The organism is Geothermobacter ehrlichii, from assembly GCF_008124615.1.
GTDB lineage: Bacteria > Desulfobacterota > Desulfuromonadia > Desulfuromonadales > Geothermobacteraceae > Geothermobacter > Geothermobacter ehrlichii.
Window position 1 is genome coordinate 15,307 of record NZ_VNIB01000011.1, and the last position, 25,341, is coordinate 40,647.

The 25,341-nt window shown below is 63.8% G+C and carries 22 protein-coding genes, 1 tRNA gene and 1 pseudogene; 12 read left to right on the forward strand and 12 right to left on the reverse strand.

What is annotated here, in order from left to right; genetic code table 11:
- Positions 1-96 precede the first annotated feature (96 nt).
- Together rpsU and EDC39_RS11220 are read right to left on the reverse strand one after the other, a co-directional pair.
- Positions 97-365: pseudogene (gene rpsU, locus EDC39_RS11215) on the reverse strand (30S ribosomal protein S21).
- Positions 366-464: 99 nt separating this feature from the next.
- On the reverse strand, positions 465-1,586 hold the full coding sequence (locus EDC39_RS11220; RefSeq protein ID WP_187426760.1) for a THUMP domain-containing class I SAM-dependent RNA methyltransferase: 1,122 nt from the start codon (positions 1,584-1,586) through the stop codon (positions 465-467).
- A 166-nt stretch (positions 1,587-1,752) separates the two neighbouring features.
- On the opposite strand from EDC39_RS11220, the gene EDC39_RS11225 reads away from it, so the two are divergent.
- The 3 genes from EDC39_RS11225 (at position 1,753) to EDC39_RS11235 (ending at position 4,443) form a co-directional block, all read left to right on the forward strand.
- Positions 1,753-2,700: an ATP-binding protein gene (locus EDC39_RS11225; protein ID WP_148896484.1), complete on the forward strand. Its 948-nt coding sequence runs from the start codon at positions 1,753-1,755 to the stop codon at positions 2,698-2,700.
- A 53-nt stretch (positions 2,701-2,753) separates the two neighbouring features.
- A complete protein-coding gene (locus tag EDC39_RS11230) occupies positions 2,754-3,524 on the forward strand; it encodes a cytochrome c3 family protein (protein WP_187426761.1) in 771 nt (256 codons plus the stop codon).
- A gap of 187 nt (positions 3,525-3,711) precedes the next feature.
- Entirely contained in the window at positions 3,712-4,443 is a 732-nt protein-coding gene (locus EDC39_RS11235; protein WP_148896486.1) for a PilZ domain-containing protein, read from the forward strand.
- A 155-nt stretch (positions 4,444-4,598) separates the two neighbouring features.
- On the opposite strand, the gene aat is transcribed toward EDC39_RS11235, so the two are convergent.
- The 3 genes from aat to clpS are packed head-to-tail and all read right to left on the reverse strand — an operon-like array spanning position 4,599 to position 7,892.
- Positions 4,599-5,312, reverse strand: coding sequence for a leucyl/phenylalanyl-tRNA--protein transferase (gene aat / locus EDC39_RS11240; protein WP_148896487.1), 714 nt, complete (start codon positions 5,310-5,312; stop codon positions 4,599-4,601).
- Positions 5,312-7,561, reverse strand: a complete 2,250-nt coding sequence (clpA, locus tag EDC39_RS11245) for an ATP-dependent Clp protease ATP-binding subunit ClpA (RefSeq protein WP_148896488.1) — start codon at positions 7,559-7,561, stop codon at positions 5,312-5,314. Before clpA ends, aat begins: the two co-directional genes overlap by 1 nt.
- 16 nt (positions 7,562-7,577) lie before the next feature.
- A complete protein-coding gene (clpS, locus tag EDC39_RS11250; protein ID WP_246140243.1) occupies positions 7,578-7,892 on the reverse strand; it encodes an ATP-dependent Clp protease adapter ClpS in 315 nt (104 codons plus the stop codon).
- Between the two features lie 718 nt (positions 7,893-8,610).
- Here clpS and EDC39_RS11255 point away from each other — a divergent pair.
- The 6 genes from EDC39_RS11255 to EDC39_RS11280 all read left to right on the forward strand — a co-directional run bounded on the left by EDC39_RS11255 (position 8,611) and on the right by EDC39_RS11280 (position 15,977).
- Positions 8,611-9,543, forward strand: a complete 933-nt coding sequence (locus tag EDC39_RS11255) for a hypothetical protein (protein ID WP_148896490.1) — start codon at positions 8,611-8,613, stop codon at positions 9,541-9,543.
- A gap of 142 nt (positions 9,544-9,685) precedes the next feature.
- Entirely contained in the window at positions 9,686-10,825 is a 1,140-nt protein-coding gene (locus EDC39_RS11260; protein ID WP_148896557.1) for an exonuclease SbcCD subunit D C-terminal domain-containing protein, read from the forward strand.
- A complete protein-coding gene (locus tag EDC39_RS11265; RefSeq protein WP_148896491.1) occupies positions 10,825-13,719 on the forward strand; it encodes an AAA family ATPase in 2,895 nt (964 codons plus the stop codon). Before EDC39_RS11260 ends, EDC39_RS11265 begins: the two co-directional genes overlap by 1 nt.
- A 119-nt stretch (positions 13,720-13,838) precedes the next feature.
- Positions 13,839-14,420, forward strand: coding sequence for a LemA family protein (locus EDC39_RS11270; RefSeq protein WP_148896492.1), 582 nt, complete (start codon positions 13,839-13,841; stop codon positions 14,418-14,420).
- Positions 14,421-15,143: a TPM domain-containing protein gene (locus EDC39_RS11275; RefSeq protein ID WP_148896493.1), complete on the forward strand. Its 723-nt coding sequence runs from the start codon at positions 14,421-14,423 to the stop codon at positions 15,141-15,143.
- Between the two features lie 198 nt (positions 15,144-15,341).
- Entirely contained in the window at positions 15,342-15,977 is a 636-nt protein-coding gene (locus EDC39_RS11280; protein WP_148896558.1) for a TPM domain-containing protein, read from the forward strand.
- 175 nt (positions 15,978-16,152) lie between these two features.
- Here the strand turns inward: EDC39_RS11280 and EDC39_RS11285 are convergent, their stop codons facing one another.
- Together EDC39_RS11285 and sfsA are read right to left on the reverse strand one after the other, a co-directional pair.
- Complete coding sequence (locus EDC39_RS11285; protein ID WP_148896494.1) at positions 16,153-17,397, reverse strand: nucleotidyltransferase; 1,245 nt, start codon at positions 17,395-17,397, stop codon at positions 16,153-16,155.
- A gap of 11 nt (positions 17,398-17,408) precedes the next feature.
- Positions 17,409-18,101: a DNA/RNA nuclease SfsA gene (sfsA, locus tag EDC39_RS11290; RefSeq protein WP_148896495.1), complete on the reverse strand. Its 693-nt coding sequence runs from the start codon at positions 18,099-18,101 to the stop codon at positions 17,409-17,411.
- Positions 18,102-18,256: 155 nt separating this feature from the next.
- Between sfsA and EDC39_RS11295 the strand changes: the two genes are divergently transcribed.
- The 3 genes from EDC39_RS11295 (at position 18,257) to EDC39_RS11305 (ending at position 20,070) form a co-directional block, all read left to right on the forward strand.
- Positions 18,257-19,210, forward strand: a complete 954-nt coding sequence (locus tag EDC39_RS11295; RefSeq protein ID WP_148896496.1) for a hypothetical protein — start codon at positions 18,257-18,259, stop codon at positions 19,208-19,210.
- A gap of 142 nt (positions 19,211-19,352) precedes the next feature.
- A tRNA-Thr gene (locus tag EDC39_RS11300) sits at positions 19,353-19,428 on the forward strand.
- A 177-nt stretch (positions 19,429-19,605) separates the two neighbouring features.
- Positions 19,606-20,070 carry a ferritin-like domain-containing protein gene (locus EDC39_RS11305; protein WP_148896497.1) on the forward strand — a complete coding sequence of 155 codons (465 nt, stop codon included), beginning with the start codon at positions 19,606-19,608 and terminating at the stop codon, positions 20,068-20,070.
- A 41-nt stretch (positions 20,071-20,111) separates the two neighbouring features.
- On the opposite strand, the gene EDC39_RS11310 is transcribed toward EDC39_RS11305, so the two are convergent.
- From EDC39_RS11310 to EDC39_RS11330, 5 genes are all read right to left on the reverse strand, one after another.
- Complete coding sequence (locus EDC39_RS11310) at positions 20,112-21,767, reverse strand: type 1 periplasmic-binding domain-containing protein (RefSeq protein WP_148896498.1); 1,656 nt, start codon at positions 21,765-21,767, stop codon at positions 20,112-20,114.
- Positions 21,764-22,324 (reverse strand): SCO family protein, encoded by a 561-nt coding sequence (locus tag EDC39_RS11315; RefSeq protein ID WP_148896499.1) that lies wholly within the window; start codon positions 22,322-22,324, stop codon positions 21,764-21,766. The genes EDC39_RS11310 and EDC39_RS11315 overlap by 4 nt, the downstream gene beginning before the upstream one ends.
- Before the next feature lie 17 nt (positions 22,325-22,341).
- Complete coding sequence (locus EDC39_RS11320) at positions 22,342-23,352, reverse strand: hypothetical protein (RefSeq protein ID WP_148896500.1); 1,011 nt, start codon at positions 23,350-23,352, stop codon at positions 22,342-22,344.
- Positions 23,349-24,029: an ABC transporter ATP-binding protein gene (locus EDC39_RS11325; protein ID WP_148896501.1), complete on the reverse strand. Its 681-nt coding sequence runs from the start codon at positions 24,027-24,029 to the stop codon at positions 23,349-23,351. Before EDC39_RS11325 ends, EDC39_RS11320 begins: the two co-directional genes overlap by 4 nt.
- A gap of 156 nt (positions 24,030-24,185) precedes the next feature.
- On the reverse strand, positions 24,186-25,340 hold the full coding sequence (locus EDC39_RS11330; RefSeq protein ID WP_148896502.1) for an ABC transporter permease: 1,155 nt from the start codon (positions 25,338-25,340) through the stop codon (positions 24,186-24,188).
- Position 25,341 lies beyond the last annotated feature (1 nt).

Genomic DNA, 25,341 nt, shown 5'->3' on the forward strand with positions numbered 1-25,341 from the left:
ACACCTCACCTCACTCCTCGATCATCGGGACGCCTTGCATCTGCCCCCTTCTCGACCGTCTCCACGGTTCACCCGGAGAGACTACGGCACGTCCCGTTATCCCTTACAGACAAAAAGGGCCGACCCTCGAGGGTCGGCCCTTTTTCTGTCTGTTCGTTGTGGCGGCGGGATCAGTCCCGGCGCATGGAACGCATCTTCTTGCGCAGCCGGCGCTGGGCTTCCTTCTCCTTGCGCTTGCGTTTGACGGAGGGTTTTTCGTAGAACTTGCGCTGCTTCATCTCGCGAAACAGGCCCTCCTGCTGCAGCTTGCGCTTCAGAACCCGGATCGCCTTTTCGACATTGCCGTCGACAACCGTGATTTCCACCCGAGGATCACCTCGCTTTCTCTTGCGGACTCAGGTTCCGCCGGTTTCGCCAGCGAAACGAAAGTGAACATTAGAGCAACCGGCGCCAAAAATCAACCCCTAATTGGCAAATACAGCATCACGGACCAGCCAGACGGCAAGGCCGCCATTGCGCAGCGGCAGGTGCGGCCGCCCCCGCGCCCAGTCGCCCAGCCAGGCAGGATTCGGCGTCAGGATGGCCTTGTTCCAGTCGCGCCATTGCCGCTGGCAGCACTCCCCCAACCGCCGATAGAGCCGCCGCACCTCGGCATCGTCGCCCAGCCGCTCGCCGTAGGGAGGATTGGCCACCACCAGCCCGGGGCATTCCGGCAGGCCAATGGCGGCGAAATCGTTCCGGCTCCAGGCAATGGCCTCGCCGACGCCGGCGGTTTCGGCGTTCTGCCGGGCCAGATCGAGCACGGCGGCGTCACTGTCGCCGGCGACGATCAGCGCCGCCGGCAGAGGACGTCGATGCCGGCGCGCCTCGTCGAGCAGCAGTTTCCACAGTCCGGCCCTGTAACCGGGCCAGTGCATGAAAGCGAAGGTCCGCATCTGACCGGGCGGTATTCGACCGGCGATGAGCGCCGCCTCGATGGGCAGGGTTCCCGCGCCGCAGAAGGGATCGACCAGCGGCGTCTCTCCATTCCAGCCGGCCAGCAACAGCATGCCCGCCGCCAGGTTTTCCCGCAGGGGGGCCTTGCCCTGCAGCCGGCGGTATCCCCGTCGATGCAGATGCTCGCCGCTGCTGTCGATCGACAGCAGCATGCGGTCCTGATGCAGCCGCACCACGACCTGCTGCTCGGGAAGCTCCGGGTTGTCCGGCGGATCGCCCAGCGCGTGCCGCAGTGCCAGGGCGAGGGTTTCGGAGATACGTCCGGTGTGCATCAGCCGCGAACGGCGGCTGGTCACCCGAAACGCGACCCGCTGGCCGGGGCGGACGAATTCCCCCCAGGACAGGCGCGCCGCCCGGCGGAACAGGGTCGGAAAATCCCGGACCGTCAGCTCGGCGAAGCGCACCAGCACCCGGCTCGCCGTTCGCAGCCAGAGGTTGGCCAGATAGAGTTCGCGCAGCCCGCCCTGCCATCTGACGCCACCCTTCTCCTGCCTGATGCCGGTTATCCCGAGGGCGGCCAGCTCGGCGGCGCAGACCGGCTCGAATCCCGGCGGCACCACGGCGTACTGTTCGACTGTGCGGTTTTTCAAATCGCCTCCTTCCCGAATCCTTCCGACATCCATCGCGCGGTGGCTGAATCTACCACAGAACGCCGACGCCGAAAAAGACTGGGCGCAACGGCCGCCTTTGGTATAGTATGCGGCCATCAAACGGGCCCAACCGGCCTTCAAGACACACTTTCGGGGAAAGGACCTCATGAACCGGCGGGAAATCAACTGGCACCATCTGCTCGAACGCATCGAACGGCTGATCGAGCTGGGCGAAACCGCCCTCGAGCGACAGCTCGTGCCGGACGCTCCGCCCCTTCCCGATCTGGAAAGCTGCCTGGCCCTGCGCTGGCGGGCAAGCGACGACGGCGGCCATCTGGAGGCCATCGCCCATCCCGACCTGCCCGACCCGGACGACCTGCTCGGCATCGACCGGCAGCTTGCCGTCCTGCGGCGCAATACCCGGCAGTTCGTCCGCGGCCTGCCGGCGAACAATGTGCTGCTCTGGGGAGAACGGGGAACAGGAAAGTCGACAGCCGTGCGCAGCCTGCTCAGTCTCTACGCTGACGAGGGACTGCGGCTGGTGGAACTGCAGAAGGAACATCTTTTCGATCTGCGGCAGATCGCCTCCCGCCTGCGTCCCGCACCCTGGCGGTTCATCCTCTACTGCGACGACCTGTCCTTTGACGAACAGGAGATCGACTACCGGGAGCTCAAGGCCCTGCTCGAAGGCGGGCTCGAGACGCCGCCGGAAAACATGCTCATTTACGCCACCAGCAACCGCCGCCACCTGATACCGGAAAAGCTGACCGAAAACACCGGTGAAGAAGAGATTCATCCCGAGGAGCGGATCGCCGAAAAGCTCTCCCTTTCCGACCGGTTCGGCATCAGTCTCGGCTTCTATCCCTTCAGCCGGCAGACCTATCTCGCCATCGTCCACCATCTGGCGAAAAAGCGGAAGCTTGACATTCCCGCGCCATTGCTGGAAAAAGAGGCTTTGAGCTGGGCCGCCGGCCGCGGAAGCCGTTCGGGCCGCGTCGCCAGGCAGTTTGTCGACGATCTGACCGGCCGGCTCGCTCTGGGAAGAGACGCCTCCGGCAAAGAGGCATGGAACTTGCCAGTCAGGGAAGGCCCGAGCCAACCGGCCCACCCGTGAATGATGCATTCCGGACCGCCGCCCGGCGGCATGCCGGAAGACAGGAGGAAAGAATGAAACGGATTCTGCCCATCGCCATTCTGATGCTGCTGATTGTTCCCGGCCCCCTCAGCGCCCGCTGGATCAAGGACAAGGTCGTGTTCCAGGTCGAGGCGACCGGACCGGTCGAATTCAGCCATTACAACCATCTCGAGGCCGTCGGCAAGAACTGCCCGACCTGCCACAACAAGATCTTCAATATCGTCACCAAGAAAAACCCCGATTTCACCATGGCCGACATGGAAAAGGGCAAGGCCTGCGGCGCCTGCCACAACGGCGACCGCGCCTTCAGCGTCAAGGAAGACTGCAGCACCTGCCATCCGACCCGTGACATCCGTTTCACCAACGACACGGCGCCGGCCCTGTTCAGCCACGAGATTCACACCGGAATGTACGGCTGCAGCGAATGCCATCCGGACCTGTTCGTGCCGGACCAGAAGAAAAATCCGCATTTCACCATGGACCAGATGGGCGAGGGCGAGGCCTGCGGCGCCTGCCACGACGGCGATACCGCCTTCTCGGTCAGTGAAAATTGCGCGGCCTGCCATCCGACGGCGGATATCAAGTTCGAAACCGACGCCGGCCCGGCCACCTTCCCCCACTCGGTTCACACCGAGATGTACGGCTGTGACGAATGTCATCCGGGGATTTTCGTCCCCGACCGGAAAAAGAACCCTGCTTTCACCATGGACCAGATGGGCGAGGGCGAGGCCTGCGGCGCCTGCCACGACGGCGACACCGCCTTCAGCGTCGACGACAACTGCGACTCCTGCCACGAGATGTAGACAGGAGCAGGCAAAAAACCTATTCTGTCCGTCAAAACGGTATGCAGGGCCTTTGCCCGACAACGATTGCATTGTGAACTGAACATAAACACTGGCTGCCGAAAAAGATTCGGATGCCTTGCACTCGAATCTTTTTCGGCAGCCAGAGGGGGGACTGAGCCAGTCCCCCTTTTTCATTCTTGACACCATGCCCTATTCGAAATACTTCCGACCGGACCAGAAACTGCTGCTGCGCCCCCTGCGCGACGACCAGGAGCGAATCGAAAATCTGAGCGCCTACGTGGTTCGCCTTGCGGAAGACGTGATCTGCCTCTATTTCCCTTACGAGAACCGTCCCGGCGAAGAATATCCCTTCGAACCCGAGATGCCCGTCGAACTGGTGGGTGAAGCTCTGGGACTCGGCATTCGCATCACCGGAAACTTCCAGCGGCAGTTGGACCGGGACCAGGTCGAGATCAGGCTCAACAACGACCTGCAGGCCTTCCAGCGGCGCATCCACCCCCGTGGCGACGTGACGGTCGGCCTGCGCTATACCCGCGGACACGGTGCTCTGCGTACTTTTCGCAGCCAGTGGGAAAAGAATGTCCGCATTCTTGCCGGCCAGCGCAGTCTGGAAAAACTGGGACACTTTCCCCGGGTCGCCATCAATCTCGGCACCGGCGGGCTGCGCTTTGCCATCAAGTCGTCGGTTCAGGTGGCCGACCTGTGCATGGTCCTCATCCAGTTGCAGCCGGAAAACACCCCCATCTGTGCCCTGGCGGAAGTGGTCTGGATCGCCGAGGAAGACGATGACCAGGCGGAGAAACGGACCGCCGGCCTGCAATTCATCAACATCCTGAAGAGCGATCAGCAGAAAATCGAGACTTTCCTGCGTGAAACCCGAACCTTGGCCGAGAGTCCGTCGGAAAATCCTTCCTGATTATTTGATTATCCCATTGATTTAAAAGCTTTTTTCCAACTCATCCACAATTTCGTGGAAAACCCTGTGGGCAATCTGGGTACGAACATCCACAATCGGCAGAGACAGACGGACGCTGGCGTTTTGCCTAATTTTTAGACAACCAAAAAGGATCGTCAGACCGCAGCTGAAGCGATCGGTTCGGAGGGGAAAAAGCCGGGTTCGGGGCGGGGAGAGACCCGCAGACCGCCGAGGTCGAGCAGGTGCAGAAAACGTTCGCGATCGAGGTCACGGGCCCCGAGGGAATGGAGATGGGGACTGGGCAGCTGGCAGTCGATCAGGAGAAAATTGGCCGCCTGCAGACTGCGAACCAGCGTAACAAAAGCCACCTTCGACGCGTCCCGCCGCCGGGAGAACATCGACTCGCCGAAAAAGAACCGTCCCAGACAGATTCCGTAAAGACCGCCTGCCAGCTCTCCCTCGTGCCAGGCCTCCACCGAGTGGGCATAACCGAGACGGTGCAGACGACCGTAAGCCTCCTGCATCTGCGGAGTGATCCAGGTTCCCTCTTGAGACCGGCGACGCAGTCCGGCGCAGAGCTCGACGACCTGATCGAAGGCCTGGTCGAAGCTGATCCTGTATCGTCCGCGACGCAGGGTTTTCGCCAGACTGCGGGAGACGTGCAACTCACCTGGAAAAAGGACACAGCGCGGATCCGGAGACCACCAGAGGAGGGGATCGCCCTCGTTGAACCAGGGAAAAATCCCCATCGAATAGGCGAGCAGCAGCCGTTCGCTCGCCAGGTCGCCGCCGACGGCAAGCAGACCGTTTGCCTCGGCCAGATGCGGCGGCGGAAAGACCAGGGCGTCTCCGAGACGATAGACGGGCATCACTCCCCGTGATCCGGATAACTGAAGACGAGCCTGTCGCCACGGCAGCCGATGCGGACCCGACCGCCCGAACGCAACCGGCCGAAGAGGATCTCGTTCGCCACCAGGTCACCGATCTCGCTCTGGATCAGACGCGACAGGGGACGGGCGCCGAAAGCCGGATCATAGCCCTTGCGGGCCAGATAGCGCCGGGCGGCCGGCGACAGCTCCAGCCTGACATCCTTGTCGGCCAGCGGCCGCTTCAACTCGGCGATCATCTTGTCGACCACCCGCTCCATGACATCGCTGTCGAGGGCGGAGAAAGAGACAATGGCATCGAGCCGGTTGCGGAACTCGGGCGAGAAGGTCTTTTCGACGGCCCCTTTCGCCGTTGCCGTCCGCCCCTCGCCGAAACCGATGAGACGGGCGCTCATCTCCCTGGCCCCGACGTTGCTGGTCATGATCAGGACCACGTTGCGAAAATCGACATGCTTGCCGCTGTTGTCGGTCAAAGTGCCGTAGTCCATCACCTGCAGCAGAATGTTGAACAGGTCCGGGTGCGCCTTTTCGATCTCGTCGAGCAGCAGCACGGCATAGGGATGCCGGGTCACAGCCTCGGTCAACAGTCCGCCCTGGTCAAAACCGACATAGCCAGGCGGCGCGCCGATCAGCCGGGCCACCGAATGCTTCTCCATGTATTCACTCATGTCGAAGCGCAAAAATTCGACCCCCATGGTTTTCGCCAGCTGCTTCGCTACCTCGGTCTTGCCAACGCCGGTGGGGCCGGTGAACAGGAAGGAACCGACCGGCCGGTCGGGATGGCCAAGGCCGGCACGGGCGCGCCAGATGGCCTTGCACAGAGTCTCGATGGCCTGGTCCTGCCCGAAGACCGCGCGCTTGAGATCGCGTTCCAGGTTCTGCAGTCGCGCGCCTTCGCTGCGCGAAACGGTGCGGGCGGGAATGCGGGCGATACCGGCGACTATCTTCTCGATGTCGGCCACGCCGATGGTGCGGCGACGGCGCGGCTGCAGCCGGGCAAAAGCCCCGGCTTCGTCGATCACGTCGATCGCCTTGTCCGGAAGATGGCGGAAGTTGATATGCCGGGCGGAAAGTTCGGCCGCCGCCCGCAGCGCCTCATCGCTGTAGCTGACACCGTGGTGCTCCTCGTAGCGCGGACGCAGTCCCTGCAGAATGGCCACCGTCTCCTCGATGCTCGGCTCGGGCACATCGATCTTCTGGAAACGGCGGGAAAGGGCGCGGTCCTTGTCGAACAGATTCTTGTACTCCTCGTAGGTGGTCGAACCGATGCAGCGGATCTCGCCGCCGGCCAGCACCGGCTTGAGAATATTCGAGGCGTCGAGCGAGCCGCCACTGGTGGCGCCCGCTCCGACGATGGTATGAATCTCGTCGATGAAGAGAATAACCTTCTCCCGCTCACCCAAGGCCTGGATCACCGCCTTGAGTCGCTCTTCGAAATCGCCGCGGAACTTGGTGCCGGCCAGAAGCGCCCCCATGTCGAGACTGTAGATTTCGCTGTCGGCCAGCAGGTCCGGCACCTCGCCGCGGGCGATACGCAACGCCAGCCCCTCGGCCAGAGCGGTCTTGCCGACCCCCGGTTCGCCGACGAATACCGGATTGTTCTTGCGCCGGCGGCAGAGCACCTGGATGGTCCGCGCCAGTTCGGCCTCCCGTCCGATCAGCGGATCGATCCGGCCGTCCCGCGCCTTTTGCAGCAGGTTGATGGTGAACTGTTCGAGCGGATCGGTCTTGGCCGGCTTTTCCAACTCGGTCCGCTCATGCCGGCGCGGCTGTTCCGATTCGCGCGCCGGACGCTCGGGCACCCGGCTGACGCCGTGCGAAATGTAGTTGAGCACATCGAGCCGATCGACCCCCTGCCGGTTGAGAAAATAGGCGGCGTGGGAATTCTTCTCTTCGAGAATGGCGGCCAGCAGATCGCCGACGGTGATCTCCTTCTTGCCGGCGGACTGCATGTGCAGCACCGTCCGCTGCAAGACGCGCTGCAGGCCGATGGTCTGCTCCGGAACGAACTCCTCCTCACCGGGCAGGGTCTCGAGCTTTTCGTCGAAAAACGCCTCGAGATCCCGACGCAGGTCGGTCAGGTCGCCGCCGCAGGCACGGATGATCTCCTGCCCCTGCTCCTCGAACAGAATGGCGTAGAGCAGGTGCTCGGAGGTCAGAAATTCGTGGTGCCGGCGCTGGGCCTCACGCACCGCGAGGGAAAAAGCGATCTGGACTTCAGTACTGAACATGGAACCTCGTTGTCCGTCATGCCTCTTCGAGGCTGCAGCGAAGAGGAAATCCGGTCTGTCGCGCCAGATTGTGTACCTGCGCGATCTTGGTTTCGGCGACTTCGTAGGGAAAAACGCCGCAGACGCCAACCCCCTTGTGGTGGATGTGCAGCATGATCCGGTTGGCTTCGGTCGCCGACTTGTGGAAGACTTTCTGCAACACCTCGACCACGAAATCCATGGTCGTGTAGTCGTCGTTGTGCATCAACACCCGGAACAGGGGGGGTAGCTCCGTCCTGGTCTGGCTTTTCTCGTTGACCCCCGTCTGGGCTCCCGTCCACTCCCTGGCCAATCCTGCAACTCCTTCTCTCGGCGATCTTCCCCGGCCGTTTCCGGCCTCTTTAGTCAATTTAAGCCCACCGGGACGACTTGCGCAAGGGGATGTCCGACAGGAAAATTCGGCCGCGGATCCGGGCATGCATCTTGCGTCATCTCCGGCCTGACCTGCCCGGTCGAAACGGAGGGACCATCGAAAACGACTGTTTGTGACACTTGTGCCGCCGGCGGAAAACAGACCGGGTCAAAGATGGTCACCCGCGGTGACAACCTTTGGAATTCAATACGATCTGGAGATTCAGACATGCAGCCAGAACACCCCCCCGTCCGCTGCCCCCATTGTCAACAGACCGTCCACCTTCCACCGCACCCTGAACCGGGCCTCCTTGCCAGGCTGCTACGGCGCCGTCCCGGCAACCGGAAACCCAAGATCTGGACCTGTCCCAGCTGCTCCCGTCGTGCCGCCTGGCCCGACAGTGGCTACGCGGAGGCCATCCCCACTGACTCGGGGCATCCGAACCTCAGGGGCGTCACCTGCGGCCGGTGCCGGACCAAGATGAATTACAAGCCGGCCCACAGGGGACGGACCGTTCCCTGCACCAACTGCGCGTCCCTGCTGGTTCTCCCCTGAAAAATGCTTAAAATATTGACACTTAGTTCCCTGGCGGTTTATTAAAGGAGAAAAACTTTACTTGGGCAACTCAAGCTGAACTGCGTTTGCGGGAGAAACCGACATGGACAATGGCATGATGCAGATGATGGGCGCCGCCGGAGGGATGCTGGGCCTGATCTTTTCCCTGCTGGGACTGATTCTTTCCATCCTGGTCCCATTCTTCATCTGGCGGATCTGGAAATGGACCTACACCGCCAGCCAGGAACTGAAAAGCCTCAACGAAAAATTCGACCGGCTGTTGACGCTGCAGCAGGATGCCGGCCACCTGCCGCCAGCGGATGACACCGCCACGACAGCCACAACCGCCGCCTCCTTCGACGCCACGGCGGACGAAGAGACAACGGCTGAGACCTCCGCAGCCGAAGAGCTCGCCGCCGAAACGGCGGCGGCCATGGCCGTGGAAGAAGCGCCTGCAGATGAAGCGTCCGCCCCTACCGAAACCGGGTCCGCCCTTGAACAGCCACGGGACGAACCTGCGGCGGACGATGGCGGTTTCGATTTTTCCGTCGCAGACGAGGAGTTCGGCGAAGAGACGCAAGAAACCACCGAGGAAGAGCTTTTCAGCTCCGCCGGTGACGACTTCGCCGCCGGCGACGATTTCGCCTTCGATACCGAAGATGACCAGACGGAGGCGGAGGCAGAGACCGCTCCGACCGGGGAGCGGGTTGAAGGCGAAGAATCCGCATTCGGCGACCAGGAGGACTTCGCGGGAGCCTTCCAGGAAGAAGAGAGCGCCACGGACCAGCCGGACAGCGCCGCACAGGACGCCTGGGGCGGCGAAGAGGAAGAGAGCACCGAGCCGTTCCCGGCCGGTGAGCCAGAAGAGCCCGTGGAGGAAAAGCCGGCCATCATCCCGCTCGAGTCCGATCCGCGAAGGCCGGATGTCAAACTGGCCCGCTGCGGCAACTGCAACCACAAGCTCGCCTACAAGGAAGGCCTGAGCGGCAAGAAGGCACGCTGTCCTTCCTGCAAGTCGGCATTCGTCCTGCCCTGACCGGCGGGCAACGACTGTCACAACCTGTCCAACCGACCGGGACCGCCGAGGCGGTCCCGTTTTTATTGGGGCCTGCACCAGTGTTCTCGGAGATGACCGATTGCCCACCGGACAGCGGGCTGCTACATTGTGCGCCATGAGTCTGCGCCTGCTCCATACCTCCGACTGGCATCTCGGCCGCCAGTTCCACAACGTCTCCCTGCTCGAAGACCAGCGGCACGTCCTCGGACAGATCGTCGGCATCGTCGAACAGCACCGGGTCGACGCGGTGATCGTCGCCGGCGACATCTACGACCGGTCGGTACCGCCGGCGGCGGCGGTGGAACTGCTCGACGAAACGGTGCACCGCATCTGCAACCGGCTCGGCGTGCCGATGATCCTGATCGCAGGCAACCACGACGGCCCGCAGCGGCTCGCCTTCGCCTCGCGCCAGCTGGCCGGAGCCGGCCTGCACCTGGCAGGCCCCCTCCGACCGCAGCCGGAACCGGTCGTTCTGCGCAAGGGAGAGGACGAACTGGCCATCTACCCGATCCCCTTCGCCGAGCCGGCCATCGTACGCCAGCTGCACGGGGTCGAGGTCGCCAGCCACGACGAGGCCATGGCCCTGCTGCTCGAACAGGTACGGCAACACAACGGACCGCAGCGCCCCTGCGTGGTGGTGGCGCACTGCTTTCTGGCCGGCGGTGAAGCCTGCGAGTCGGAACGCCCCTTAAGTCTCGGCGGCGCCGGGCAGGTGGCACCGCAGCACTTCGCAGGTTTCGCCTATGCTGCCCTCGGGCATCTGCACGGCCCCCAGCACCGGGGCGAACCGCACATCCGCTACTCCGGCTCGCCGCTAAAGTATTCCTTTTCGGAAGAGCGGCACCGCAAGAGCGTCACCCTGGTCGACATCGATGCCCGGGGCCAGGCGCACATCGAGACGTTGCCGCTCGAGCCGCTGCGCGACATGCGCTGCCTCGAGGGTGAACTGGAAGAGCTGCTGGAGGCGGGACGGCAGGATCCGCGCCGCGACGACTATCTGCTGGTGCGGCTGACCGACACCCACGCCATCCTCGATTTGATGGCCAGGCTGCGCGAGGTCTATCCCAACGTGCTGCATCTCGAACGCCCCGGCCTGATGGCCCGCGGGGAAAACCTGCGCCTCGACCGGCAGCATCTCCGGCAGGGGGAGCTGCGGATGTTCGAGGATTTCTTCCGCCAGGTGACCGGCGGGGAGCTGGATGAGGAACAGCGCCGGCTGGTTGCCGGCATCATCGAACAGCTGCACCGGGAGGACGGCTGATGCGTCCGCTCCGCCTGGTCATGACCGCCTTCGGCCCCTTTCCGGGGAGCGAAACCGTCGATTTCACCGCCCTGGGAGAGAATCCTCTCTTTCTCATCAACGGCCCGACCGGCGCCGGCAAAACCAGCATTCTCGACGCCATCTGCTTTGCCCTCTACGGCAGGACCACCGGCGACGAGCGCGAAGGCAACCAAATGCGCTGCGACCTGGCTCCCGTCGACCGGCTGACCGAAGTCGTCTTCGAGTTCGAACTCGCCAGCCGCCGCTACCGCATCCGCCGCCTGCCCGAACAGCAGCGCCCCAAGAGTCGCGGCACCGGTTTCACCACCCAGGCACCGCAGGCGGAACTCTGCGAGCTGGTCGACGGCGGACAGAGGGTCCTGGTCGCCAGCAAGGTGAGTGAGGCGACCCGCACCATCGAGGAGCTGACAGGGCTTTCCGTCGACCAGTTCCGCCAGGTCATGGTCCTGCCGCAGGGCCGGTTCCGCCAGCTGCTGATGGCCGATTCCGGCGAGCGGGAACGCATCTTCAGCCGGCTCTTCGCCACCGGCATCTACCGACGCATCGAGGAGCGGCTCAAGGCCGAGGCCGCCACCATCCGGAAGCAGCGGGACGACCTGGTCAGCCGCTGCCAGGAAATTCTCGTCGGCGCCGACGTGGAAAGCTCCGACGAGCTGGAGCGAGAAATCGCCACGCTGGAACCGCAGGTCGCAACCACCTGTGCGATGAAGGACCAGCGGGAGCGGGAATGGGCCGAAGCGGCACGACAGCTCGAACAGGCCCGCAGCCTGGAGGAAGGCTTCCGCAACCTCGACCAGGCCACGGCCGCCCTGCGGCAACTCGAGGCCCGTGCAGAAGAGATGACGGCCCTGCGCCGCCGGCTGCAGCTGGCGGACAAGGCGCTGCGGCTGAAGCCGCTCGTCGAACGCCGGCAGGCCTGCCGGCGCGACCTGACCGACGGCGAAAAGCAGGTTGCCGGCTGCCGGCGGCAACTGCAGGCGGCCGAAAAGGAGCTGCAGCACAGCGAACGGGAGCTGGCCCGGGTCACCGGGCTGCAGGCCCGGCTGGAACGGGCAAAAAAGGAGGCGGACCGCCTGCAGGGCTACCGGCAGCGCGTTGCCACCCTGGACCGGGCCCGCCGGAAACTGCGCGCCGCCGAGCGGGACGAGGCCGTCACCCGCCTGCGCCTCGACCGGGCACGCTTCGCGACCTGCCGGCAACTCGAACGACAGCGGCGAAAACTGGCCGCCGACCTCGAGCGGCAACGCCACCAGCTGCAGGAAAAAGAAGCGCTGGGCAAGAATCTGAAGACCGAGGTCGAGCGCCAGGAAAGAAACGTCCGAACCCTGGAGCTGGCCTGGCACCGGGGACAGGCGGCCATTCTCGCCGCCGAACTGGCCGAGGGCGCTCCCTGCCCGGTCTGCGGCAGCCGGGAACATCCCGCTCCCGCCCGCAGCGAACAGCCCCTGCCGAGCCAGCAGGAGATCGAACAGGCCCGTGACAGGCTGGCCGGGCTGCGCAAACAGCTGGAACAGGCCCGGGAGGCCTATCGCGAAGCCAGAGAACGTATCGCCGGCCTGCAGCTGGAGCTGGAACGTGTCGCCGGTGAACTGGAAGCGGCCGGACCGACCGATATCGACCGGCTGGAAACCGACCTGCGGCAGAGAGCCGACGAACTGGGCCTCGGACCGGAGGATGAGGACAGCGCCGAAACGGCCATCGCCGAACGCGAGGCCGCCGTCGACCGGGCCCGGCTGGCCGTCACCGCCGCCCGCGCCGCCCTGGCCGCCGCCGAACGGGAAGTGCCGGAGGCCTACCGGGAAACGGAGCGTCTCGACGAGGAACTGGCGGCAACGCAGGAAGAGATCGCCGGACTGGAGAAGGAGATATCCCGAATCACCGGCCGGCAGCAACAGGCCCGGGAAGGGGTGAAGGCGGCCCGCAGCGCTCTGGAGCAGGCCGGGCGGCAACACGCCCGGGCGCAACAGGAGCTTGCCCATGCGGAGCGGGAGCTGGCCGAGGCGCTGGCACAGAGTCCGTTCGATGACGAAGAGGCCTGGCAGCAGGCGCTGTGCGACGAGGCGACCTGCGAAAACCTCCGGCAGCAGCTGGCCGCTCACGACACCGCCGTCCAGCAGAACGAGGGGATCCGCCGCCAGCTGGAGAAACAGCTGGCCGGCAGGGAGCGGCCCGACCTGGGCGCCCTGCAGATCCGGCTCGACCAGGCCGAAAGCGAGAAAAAACGGGCACAGGAAGACTGGCGCCGGTGCGACCAGCGTCTGCAACAACTGCTCGCGGCCCGAAAACGGCTGCACAAGAACAGCCGCGAACTGGCCGAACTCGACCGCCGCTACCGGGTGACCGGCACCCTGAGCGATGTCGCCAATGGCCAGACCGGCCGGCGGATCAGCCTGCAGAGATTCGTACTCAGCGTTCTGCTCGACGACGTTCTCGTCGAGGCGAGCCGACGACTGCACCTGATGAGCAGGGGCCGTTACCGGCTGCTGCGCCGCGAGGACAAAAGCAAGGGCAACCGGGCCTCGGGCCTCGACCTCGAGGTGGAAGACGCCTACACCGGCAAGACGCGGCCGGTCGCCACCCTGTCGGGCGGCGAAAGCTTCATGGCCGCCCTCTCCCTGGCGCTGGGCCTGTCCGACGTGGTCCAGGCCCATGCCGGCGGCATCCGGCTCGACACCCTGTTCATCGACGAGGGCTTCGGCAGCCTCGACACCGAATCCCTCGACCTGGCCGTCCGCACCCTGATCGACCTGCAGTCGAGCGGACGCATGATCGGCATCATCTCCCACGTCGCCGAGCTGAAAGAGCAGATCGGCCTGCGCATCGACGTCAGCAGCAGCCGCCTCGGCAGCAGCCTGAGGCTGGTCGTCCCCTGAACCGGAATCCGCCGCCACCATCTATTTTCGCCGGCGGTCTTTACAGACCTCCGGCGGCCACCTATATTCCTATATTGAATTTGCATCAACCAACCGTACTTCCTGAGGAGTCGAACGACATGCTGCGAAAAACCTGGTTCCTGCTGCTCCTGCTTCCCCTGCTGCTCGGCGGCTGCGGCTACAACGAAATCCAGAAGAACGAGGAGGCGGTCATCGCCGCCTGGGCCGACGTCGAAGCCACCTACCAGCGCCGCGCCGACCTGATCCCCAACCTGGTGGAGACGGTCAAGGCCTATGCCGCCCACGAGAAGGAAACCCTTCAGGCAGTCACCGAGGCCCGCGCCAGCATCGGCAAGGTCAGCCTTTCGCCGCAGGATCTCGACAATCCCGAAGCGCTGCGCAGATTCCAGCAGGCGCAGCAGCAGCTCTCCGGCGCCCTGTCGCGGCTGCTGCTGGTAGCCGAACGCTATCCCGATCTCAAGGCCAGCCAGAACTTCCGCGACCTGCAGCACCAGCTCGAGGGAACCGAGAACCGGATCAACGTCGCCCGCCAGCGCTACAACGAGGCGGTGCGCCGCTTCAACACCTCGATCCGGGTCTTTCCCAACAACCTGACCAACAAGTTCCTGCTGCACCTGGAACGCAAGGAACCGTTCAAGGCCGAAGCCGGCGCCGAAAAGGCGCCCAAGGTCAGATTCTAGATGGCGAAGCGAGTCCTTGCAGTTCTGTCGCTGATCGCCGCCCTGGCGTTCGCCGCGCCCGCCGCGGCGCTCGAGGTTCCGCGTCTGACCGGGCACGTGAACGATCTGGCCGGCCTGCTGGGCAGTGAAACCCGGCAACGGCTCGAGCGTTTTCTGACCGACTTCGAGCGGAGCGATTCGACCCAGATCGTCGTGCTCACCATCCCCTCCCTCAAGGGCGAGGCGCTGGAAGACTACGCCCTGAAAGTGGCCGAAACCTGGGGGCTGGGGCAACAAGGCAAGGACAATGGCGCCCTGCTGCTGGTGGCCAAAAACGAACGCAAGGTGCGCATCGAGGTCGGCTACGGACTCGAGGGCCGGTTGACCGACCTGCTCGCCGGCCGCATCATCGACAACGAGATCGTCCCCCATTTCCGGCTGGGTGATTTCGACGGCGGCATCATCGCCGGCATCCGGGGCATGGTCGAGGCGGTCCGCGGCGAGTACAAGGGAAGCGGCACCGTCAGCCGCAAGAAGCGCCGGCACCCGCTGGGCCTGCTGCCGCTGCTTCTCTTTCTCGGTCCGGGCCTGCTCTTTCTCGGCGGCGGACGCCGGCGCTACCGGCACGGCGGTTTCTGGATTGGAGGCTTCGGCGGCGGTTTCGGCGGTGGCTTTGGCGGAGGAGGAGGCTTTTCCGGCGGTGGCGGCGGCTTCGGCGGCGGCGGCGCGTCCGGCAGCTGGTAATCATACATTCACCACAGAGGAACGAAGACACCGAGACCGGCAAAAAAACAAGAGAAACGGGCGCTGATAAAAACCGATTTACGCTGATTGAATGCCAAACAGAAGGGTCTTCTATCATGTTTTCAGCGTCTGTCAGCGTCCTGCCGAATCTGGTTTTCTCTGCACCTCCGTGTCTCCGTGGTAAAAACCGAGGACAAGATGCCCGAAACGACAGCCAGCACTTTTTTCAGCGAGGAGGAACGCCGCCGCATCGAACAGGCGGTGCGGCAGGTCGAGGAGCGCACCAGCGGCGAGATCGTCCCCCTGATCGTCGACGCCAGCTACGACTACCCGCGGGCCGAACTGATCGGCGCTGGCTGCTTCTCCCTGGCCAGCGCCCTGTTCGCCTGCTGGCTGATCGCCAGCGAATCGATCTGGATCTTTCTCCCCTTCTGGGCTGCCTTTTTCGCGGCCTTCTGGCTGCTCATCCGCCGCGTCCCCGCCCTCAAGCGGCGCCTGATCCCTCCGGCCGAAATCGACGCCGAGGTCGAGGAGAAGGCGCTGGTTTCCTTTCTGCAGTACGGCCTGCACCAGACCCGCGACCGCACCGGCGTCCTCATCCTGATCTCCCTGTTCGAGCGCCGGGTACACATCCTGGCGGACAAGGGCATCAACGAGAAGGTTCCGCCCGGCACCTGGGACGAGCTGGTGCACAGCATCACCGCCGGCATCCGCGGCGGCACCGCCTGCCAGGCCCTCTGCGACGCCATCCACCGCTGCGGCGAACTGCTGGAAAAGGACTTTCCCCGTCGCGAAGACGATGCCGACGAGCTGCCCAACCTGATTGTCGAGTAGGACAGCCCTCAGCCTGAATCTGCGAGTTCATGCCGGATGAAGAGTGCAACTGCTTGGCCTGAATGCGGTTTTCAAAAATCTTAGGTGCACCCACACAGGTTCACCGGTGATTCCTGGAAAGCGCAGGCAGGCCAATTGAGGTGTGCTATTCGCCGGCGATGAGCTCACTTCAGGCTCAGGCCAGAATCGCGTCCTGCCGGTAGTCGCGCCGCAGATCGCCGGGCGGCCGTTTTTTCAGCAGCAGAGCGTAATGCCGGGTGGCGCGCTCTTCCAGCGCCAGCTGCCGCAGCGCCGCGGCATGCAGCCGCTCGTCCGTTCCGTAACGACGCCGGAGTGCGGCGTGAATGCGACTGAAATTCTGGACCAGCGGCAGGCTTCTGCGCTTCCGGGTGCGGGCAAGCCAGGCCTGCCCCCTGCGGCTGCAGCCGAGCAGATGCAAATAGAGTGGCCCGGTCGCCAGCGCCTCCTCGACCAGCTCCCGCCGGGTTCCGAGCAGCACATGGGTCAGTACCCGCTGAATCCGGGTGCGGGTCAGCTGGCGGGACTTGACCGCCACAATCAGCTCTTCCAGTCCGGTCGCGATTTGCGCCGCCTCGACCAGCCGGTTCTGCAGCCCGGCCTCGACCTGGTAGATCTCCGCCAGGCGCTCCGCGTCACGCAGGATGGTCGCCGACAGCAGCCGATGGAGCAATCCCTCGTCGACCCCCAGTCCCGCCTGCAGGGCCTCGGCCAGAATCGGCGCGCAGGCCGGCGGCAGATAGTCGGCCACATCCTCTCCCCGGCCCAGCATGGCGCGAATGCCGGTGGCGCTGGCAATCCGGCCGACCGCCCTCTGCTCGTGGTAGCCGGCGCCGATCCGGGGCAGGGTCAGAGGCCGGATGGCACTGCCCGACCGGGCCAGGGCCTTGAGATATTCGACGCCGAGGATGTTGTTGGGGCTGGCCAGCAGCTCCGCCAGCTTCGGATCGGCCAGCTCCGCCACCACCTGCGCCCGCGCCGCCGGATAGCTCATCCCCTCGCGCAGCAGGCGCCGGGTAGCAGAGTCGATGCTCTCCTCCCGGTCGAGCAGCAGCCCGGCGGCTTTCTGCAGTCCGTCGAGGGCACCGCTTTCGCTGCCGAAACAGAGAGCGTCAATGCCGCCCAGAGCCTCCAGACAGCGTACCGCGCCCTCGGCGAAGACCGGCGCGCTGTTGCAGGCCCAGGGAAACGGCAGTTCGACCACCACGTCCACCCCCGCAGCCAGCGCCATGCGGGTGCGGACCCACTTGTCGACCAGCGCCGGCTCGCCACGCTGCAGAAAATGGCCGCTCATCACCGCCACCGCCACCTCGGCGTTCGCCAGACGCCGGCTTTCGCGCAGATGGTGCAGATGGCCGTTGTGGAAGGGGTTGTATTCGGTTATCAGGCCGACAGTTCGCATGTTTTTACTTTCTACAGAATCACCGGCAGCCGCACCCCGATGCGGTTCTCCGTTTCGCTGACGACGGTTCTGTAGGCCAGCACCTCCACCCCCCTGCCGGCCACCTCGCGCAGCAGCCGGCCGTACTCCGGGTCGATTTCATCCGCCGGGGCGAAGGCCTCGGCCTCGCCCCGCTGCACCAGGAAAAAGATCACCGCCCTGTAGCCTGCATCCACGGCCGCCGCCAGTTCCAGCAGGTGCTTCCGGCCGCGAACCGTGACCGCGTCGGGAAAGAGCGCCGTGCTGCCGCCATCGGTCAGGGTGACGTTCTTCACCTCGACCAGAATCCGTTCCCCGTCCCGTTCGAGCAGAAAATCGAGCCGGCTGGCGCCGAAGCGGAACTCGGGTGTCACCCTGCAACCGGCCAGTTCCGGGATGCTTCCGCAGCGCAGCCCCTCCTCGACCACCCGGTTGCTGCGCTGCGTGTGGGTGTCGACCCAGTGGCCCTTCACCCGGATCAGCTCCAGGGTGTATTTGAGCTTGCGCCTGGGATCGTCGTTTTTCGACACCAGCACCGGATGACCGGGTACCGCGCACTGCAGCATCGAGCCGGTGTTCGGAGTATGGGCGGTGACCAGGGTGCCGTCGTCCAGCTCGACATCAGCGAAAAACCGCTTGTAGCGCCGGACCAGCGTGCCGGCCAGCAGGGGGGAGGGAAGGCGCATGGGAATCCCTGGGAGAAAAAAGCATTCAATGTCTCGCGCAAAGACGCAGAGAGCGCAAAAAGTGGACTAAACCTCTGGCGCTTTCTCTGTGTCTCCGCGTCTCTGCGCGAGCATACCCTCCGTCGGCCGGCGGGTCAATCCGCCTTACCGGTGCCATGCTGGTCACCCTGGTCTACGCCGCCACCGCCGCGCTGCTCAATGCCCGGCATGTGCTGCGCATCCTCGAGCTGCGCCAGACCGCCATCACCAAGCGGATCGCCTGGCTGCAGCAACAGATCCAGACCCCGGCAGAGCTTGACGCCTGGTGCGCCGACCTGACCACAAACCTGACCGGCGACGTCGGCACCTGCGAGGTTGGCCGCGGCTCGACCGCCATCATCATCCGGCCCGGCCTCGAAAAATGGCGCCCTCGCTACCGCACCGGCACCATCCACAACATCGACCCCAATACCGGCACCTGCGACGTCATCCTCAACGGCGAGATCCAGTCCGGAGACGACTACAACTACACCTACCTGCCAGCCGACCGGCAGAACATGCTGGCCTCGGGCGACTACCAGGGCGACTATGCCACCGACGGCACCTACAGCTACACATCAAGCGAGACGCGAGCCGACTACCCGATCACCGGCACCCACTACTTCAACGGCTGCCTCGACGTGACCTCGGCCGATGACAACACCACATCGTCCGGCACCGCCACCCTGCTCGACGGCGCGACCCTGTCGGCCCAGCAGGACCACGTCGCGCAGGAAACCGACATCGTCTGGGACCACGAGACCATCTCCGTGGCGTCATCGACCTACACCGAGTCGTGGACCGGGACCTACTACCTGGCCAGCCACTACCTCGGCACTCAGGTCATCGTCAACGCCGACATCGGCACCGGTTACCGGGGCGGCCGGGACTACTACCGCACATTCAACGTCACCTCGGTCCGGATCCGCACCACCAGCCCCCTCAAAACCGCCGGCGACCCCGCCAGCCACTTCGACTACGACTACGCCAACGGCGACCCCCTCACCGACGTCCAGGCCGTCATCGACTTCCTCAACGGCTTCGACACCGACCTCACATCGACCGGGATTTATGTTGCGGATAGGGCGTAGCATCAGCCCCCTTGACAACCAACACCCGGCCGTGGATAATCCACAAATCCAGCGACGAAAAAACAAGCACTTACACGTCGCCCCGGATTGAAAAACAGCACCTAACTACGCGGACTATTTAACTTTTCCAGTCCTACTCATTGCCACCCTAGCTCAGCTGGTAGAGCAACTGATTCGTAATCAGTAGGTCGAGGGTTCGAGTCCCTTGGGTGGCTCCAAATTTCAAGGGGTCAGGTAATTTGCCTGGCCCCTTTCCTTTTGAAATTTTCAGATAATTTCAGACGCTGCGGGCCTTCGTTGCCGGCGGGTTCCGAAGCGCACAAAATGCTGGTCAGCACCGTCCGCTTCATGTTAAGTTGTATACAGTATACTGTTTTCAGGAGGAATGCAGCTGCATGGAGAAGCTGGATCTGAAGGAAGCCATCAGAAGCGCCATCCAGACCGAAAAAGATGCGATGGATTACTATAACTTCGCCGCGGAAAAAGCTTTCGACGAGCGGGTAAAAAAAACCTTCGAACTGCTGGGACGCGAGGAGCGCCAGCACGCCCTGACCTTCTACAACGCCTATCCGGGCGATGATCTTCCCGCCTTCGAGGAACTGATGGCCGCCCCTCCCGACACCGGCTCCTCCTGGTGGAAATCGCTGCAGCGGACCCTGGTCGGCGATTTCGATGAGCGGCTGGTTCTGGAGCTGGCCATCGAACAGGAAGCACAGCTGGAAAAGAACCTGCGGGCCATGGCGGAAAAGATCGACGACGCGAAGGTTCGCGACATCTACCTGGCCAACGCCAGCTCGACTCATCAGCACCTGCTGCTGGTCGAAGAGGACTACCGCGGGCTGCTGGGGCAGTCCTCCTGACGTTCCACTGACGCCCATCAGCTCGGGTTTGCCGAAGAGCGTCAGTGGATCACCCAGTCGGTCAGCACCTGCAGTCTGCCGTCTTCCGGATTGAAACCGACCACATAACAGCCCTTGGCGGCATAGCGTTGTCCCTGGCCGAAGCTGAGCCGGGGAAAATCGACAATGGCATAGGTCTCGTCATTCATCATGTCGAAAATGTCGAGCAGAAAGTCCCGGTAGTAATCACTCTGCAAGTGCATCAGGACGCCGGAAAGCATCCAGCCTATGAAATAACACCGCGTCTGCACATGCGGGTATGTCATCTTCAGCCCCCGTCCCCGCAGCCAGATCGAAACCAGCCGCCGATAGCGACTCTCGGCCTCCGGCAGACGATAGGGATAGGTCATGCGTACGACCGGCCGCAGATCGGCCGGCAGTTTCTTTGCCAATCCCGGTGAAACCCCGTGGAACAGGTAAAAAAGACTGTTCGACGAGCGCCGCACAAGGTCGAAGAGTCTCGGCAACAGACGGTCGGTGACGGCGCAGATGACGATTCCGTCCTTCAGGGGAGCCATCTGTGCCAGGTCTTCCGGAGTGACGGCAATGTCCGACACCGGCTCTCCTGCGAGCCTTTCCCAGGTTTGGCCGAAACCGAGCAGAACCCTCTTCGTCCGGTCACCGTTTTCGCGCAAAACGACCAGCTTTCGACCGTCCCCTTTCTTCCCGGCCAGATAACGCGCCAGCGTTTCCCCTTCCTGATAATCTCCCCTGCTGAAATAGAGAGTGTACCAGTCCCGTTCACTTATGACCGGCCGTTCCGTCAGGGGGAAAAGACAGGGCAGCCGCATTCGCTCACAAAAACGGTGAATCGGCTCCCAGTCACCGGCTGCCAGGCCGCCAACCAGGGCGAAAACGGGACTCTGGGCGTAAAGCCTGGCCAACTGATCTTCCCAGCCTTGGGGGTCTCCCTCCAGACGCCAGACCTCGAGTTCAAGCCGCCGCCAGGCGGTCAGAATGTGCTTGCGATAGAAGACTCCGCGTCGGGCCCGATCCTTTTGTCTGCGAGTCGGCAGGTTGCGATCACGGAAATAGGCCTCGAGAGTAGCGACCATGGCCTTGGCCTTCCCTGCCGGCACGTCACCCGCAATCACCGTGGCAAAACGGATCGTATCCGAAGTCACACCGGGCGACGGACGGGCGGACAGATGCCTGAGATAGTAGACCAGAACCTCCATGTCCGCCTCATCGAGCAGATAACGGGGCATGGTGAGACTGATTTCGCGGCCGGCGGAATCAACACCGGTCCAGATGACCCGGGCCAGGGTTTCGTCGGTATAGGCCGGCCGTATCATCGGCGGGCGCATGGAGGAAGGAATCTCCTGCCACTGCGGCAGGGTTTCTGCCGGCGCCTTGGTATAGTCCTGGAACAGTTCGACTGCATTGACCGGAGGCGTCACGATGGTCCCCTCCACCGATCCGAGGCCGCTGCGCAAATGGCAGGACTGGCAACTGAACATGGTCCCGGAAACCGGGATGTCTCCCTGGACCAGGGCCTCCATCGGCTCCCCGGAAGGCAACAGCCCTTCACGATACATTCGCTCGCCGAGACGCAGGGCCCGGTCTGGCGGATAGCCGCCGACCAGCTCCGCGGCCGCAACCGGCCCGGCGATCAGCATCAGGGCCGTCAACAGTAAACTGCAGAATCCCCGTCTCATTTCGGATAGAGCCTGCGAAATTCGCTCATCAGGTCCCGGGTGCCGATCAGACCGTAGATGCGCACCCAGTGCTTCCTGTCCGGATCGCGAACGAACACCAGCGGGTAATGTTCCATCTTGTCCGGCACAAAGGCGTCGAAAGCGCGCATCACCCGCACGATGTCGTCCCGGCTGCCGGTGAGAAAGATCCACCCTTCCTGCGCCCGGTAGCGGGCGGCGTAATCTTTGAGAATTTCAGGTGAATCATGTTCCGGGTCAATGGTAATGGAAATGAATCGGGCGAACTGCCTCTCCCTCACCAGTTTCTTCTGCAGGTTGGCGAAGCCGGCCGACATCACCGGGCAGATGGTGGTGCAGGTGGCGTAGATGAAATCGACGAAAACCGGTTCGTCCGTAGCCAGAAGCTCGGGCAGTCTAACCCGCTGCCGGTTCTGGTCGATCAGCTCGACATCGGGAATCTCGTAGACGGCAACCGACCGCTGGTAGCGGGCGGCAAAAGACGGCAAACCGGTCAGCAGCAACAGCAGCAGAATCGAAAGACTTCGCACCAGGTTCATGCAGACACTCTCTGACATCAGATGAAGGTGAGCAGCCGGAAGGGCCCCGTCGCCACCGGCCAGGTCGCCAGCAGCAGAAAGAGGCCGATTCCGGCCAGGGCCAGCAGAATCCAGCGCCGCTCGGTGGCCTCGACCAGGGGCCGCAACGACGGAATCCGGCAAAGCAGGCGTCCCATCCCCGGCAACATGGCAAAGAAGCCACCGCCGAAAAGTCCAAAATACAATGGATAGCCGATCCAGTGATAGCCCGCCTGCAAAAGATCGAACGGGCAGTGATGACCGGGCAGCTGGTAGATGTAGACGGCGATGAAAGCAATCGTCGCCGCCAGGGAAAGCGGGAGAAAAACCGCCGCCGCCAGTACCGCCGCTCCCCGCAACCAGCCGGCGCGAAAGCGCAGCATGGCCAGCAGAAGCCCGACGAGCAGCAGGGACCAGCCATAAAAGAGGACCATCAGCAGCCGTACCGGCAACCCGCCGAGACTGCCGGCCACGCCGCTACCGGCGGTGCTGAACAGGGAGCCGCAGCAGGAGGTGATGATCTGCGGCTGCAACCCGGTAAAGAAATCAAGCTGCAGGACGAAGTCGAGCAGTACCAGCAGCCACAGCAGCGGCAGCAGAGCGTAGACGGTGCGCATCAGGGGGTAGTCGGGAGCGCGCCGGATCAGGCCATTGAGCGCCAGCCAGAAAGCGGCCAGAAAAAAGAGAATCAACTTCAGCGGCAGCAGATTCCAGCCGACCGGGTTGGCGTTCAGGGTGCCGGTGGCGCACATGGCGCCGACGAACTGGCCATGCAGGCTGTCGGTGGCATAGACAAAGAGGAGCAGGCCGACAAGCTGAAAACCGGCAGCGTAGGCGACCAGGGTGGAGACCAGGCTGGTCCGGCGCTCCAGCCGCAACTGCTGCTCCGAACAGGATTCCGGCCGCCAGCGCCGCAGAACCGCCCACACCTCCGGCAGAGCCAGGGTGAGCAGCAGCAGCGAGAGCAGCGCCCCTAGCAGCAGCGCCAGTATTCCCGGATGCAGAATCATCCGTCAGCCTCGACCAGGCGGCCGTCCCGCAGGCGAAAACGATTCTCGACCATCGGATGGTCGGCCACCAGCGGATCGTGGGTCGCCAGCAGCACGGCCCGGCCTTCGGCGGCCAGGTCGTGCAGGATACCGAGCAGCTCCCTGCTCAGCCGACTGTCGAGATGGGCGGTCGGTTCGTCGGCAATGACCATCCGCGGCCGGTTGACCAGAGCCCGGGCGACGGCTACCCGCTGCTGTTCGCCGCCGGATAGCCAGCGCACCTTGTGCTGCGCCTTGTCCGTCAGCCCGAACCGGGCCAGCAGCTCGTCTGCCCGGCGGCGCATGGCGGCAAAGCCTTCCGCCAGGGGGTAAAGCGGCAGCAGGACATTCTCCCGAGCCGACAGCTCGCGCACCAAGTGAAACTGCTGAAAGATGAAACCGAAGGTCTGCCGCCGGACATCGGTGAGAAAACGCTCCGGCAGCCGCGACACCTCCCGCCCCTCAAGCAGCACCCGTCCGCTGGTGGGTCTGGCCATGCCGCCGACCAGCGACAGCAGGGAGCTCTTGCCGGAACCGCTCGGACCCTGCAGCACGCTGACCCCATGCAGAGGGATGTCGAGAGTGATCCCGCGCAGCGCCTCCACCCGATCGGGACGACGCGGATTGTAGACCTTGGTGACATTCTCCAGCCGGATCATTCATCCACCCAAGACATCAAAAGAATTTCATCACGGAGCCACTGAGCCAACAGAAGATGGAAAGTCCAAAGCGAAATGCTTTTGTGAATTCCGGATTCCTCCCGGGATCTTGCAGCTTTCTCTGTGCCCTCCGAACCCTGTCTGGAACCGATTCGCCTATCCCCGCATCACCGTGTCGGGATCAAGGGTCGCCGCTCGCCAGGAGGGAACGACCGTCGCCACCACGTAAGGTGCCGTGGTCAGCAGCACCAGGACCAGTAACTGTTGCGGATCGACGCGCGGCACCAGGTCAAAGGCGGGGAAGAGCACCGACCAGCCCTTGATCACCATCGCCAGCAGCGGAGCGCCGAGAAAGAAGACGTGGATCCAGGCCAGCAGCATTCCAACCAGCACGGCGATCACCGAAACCACCGTCCCCTCCCAGAACTTCAGCAACAGGACATCGGCCGTGTCCCAGCCGGTGGCCTTCAGAATGCCGATCTCCCGTTTTTCCTCGGCGCTCAGGCCGGTCGCCTTGTCCCAGGCGAGAATGACGAAGGCGAGCAGCGCGGCGAGAAAGATGGAGAGCAGCATGCCGCTGCGCCAGTTGAAGACCGCATCGTAGGTGCGCAGAATCTCGTGCCGGGTGATGGGGCGGCTGTCCGGCATCAGGCGCCGGACCTTGCGCGCAACGGTGTCGACTTCGTTCGGATTGCGCACCTCGACAGCGATGTCGGTCACCATTCCCGCCGGCAGGTTGAAAAAAGCGGCCAGGGCCTGGCGCTCCATGAGAACCAGGTCGTTGGTCAGCAGATTCGACGGCGCATCGAAGATGCCGACCACCTGCAGGCTCACTCCCAGGTTGTCCCCGTCGATCAGAATCAGATCGTCGCCGACCTCGAGCATGCGAATTGCCGCCACCCCCCTCCCGACGGCGCATTCGCCCTCTTCGCGTGGCAGGCGTCCCTGCAGCAGCCGCACGGCGCCGGTTTTTCCGTCAACACCGACCAGGGTGTAGTTGGCGCCGGTCAGGGCGTCGTAGTAGTAGCCCCAGACACGTGGCCTGACCTCTCCCACGCCAGGGATCGAGCGCAGACGTTCGGCTGTCGAAGCTGGAATCAGGGCATGGCGACCCGCCTCAAGACGCTGCACTACCAGTTCGGGGGCCTCGCTCAGCAGCAGTTGTGCCTCCTTTTGCAGGGAGCGGGTAAGCAGCAGAATCGAGGCCAGGGCGGCCACCGTCAGGATATAGACAACGAGAATCGAACCGGTTTTCCACCGGCGGCGCCAGAGGGAAGCGAGAGCGAATTCAAGAAGTTTGAGCTGGCGCATG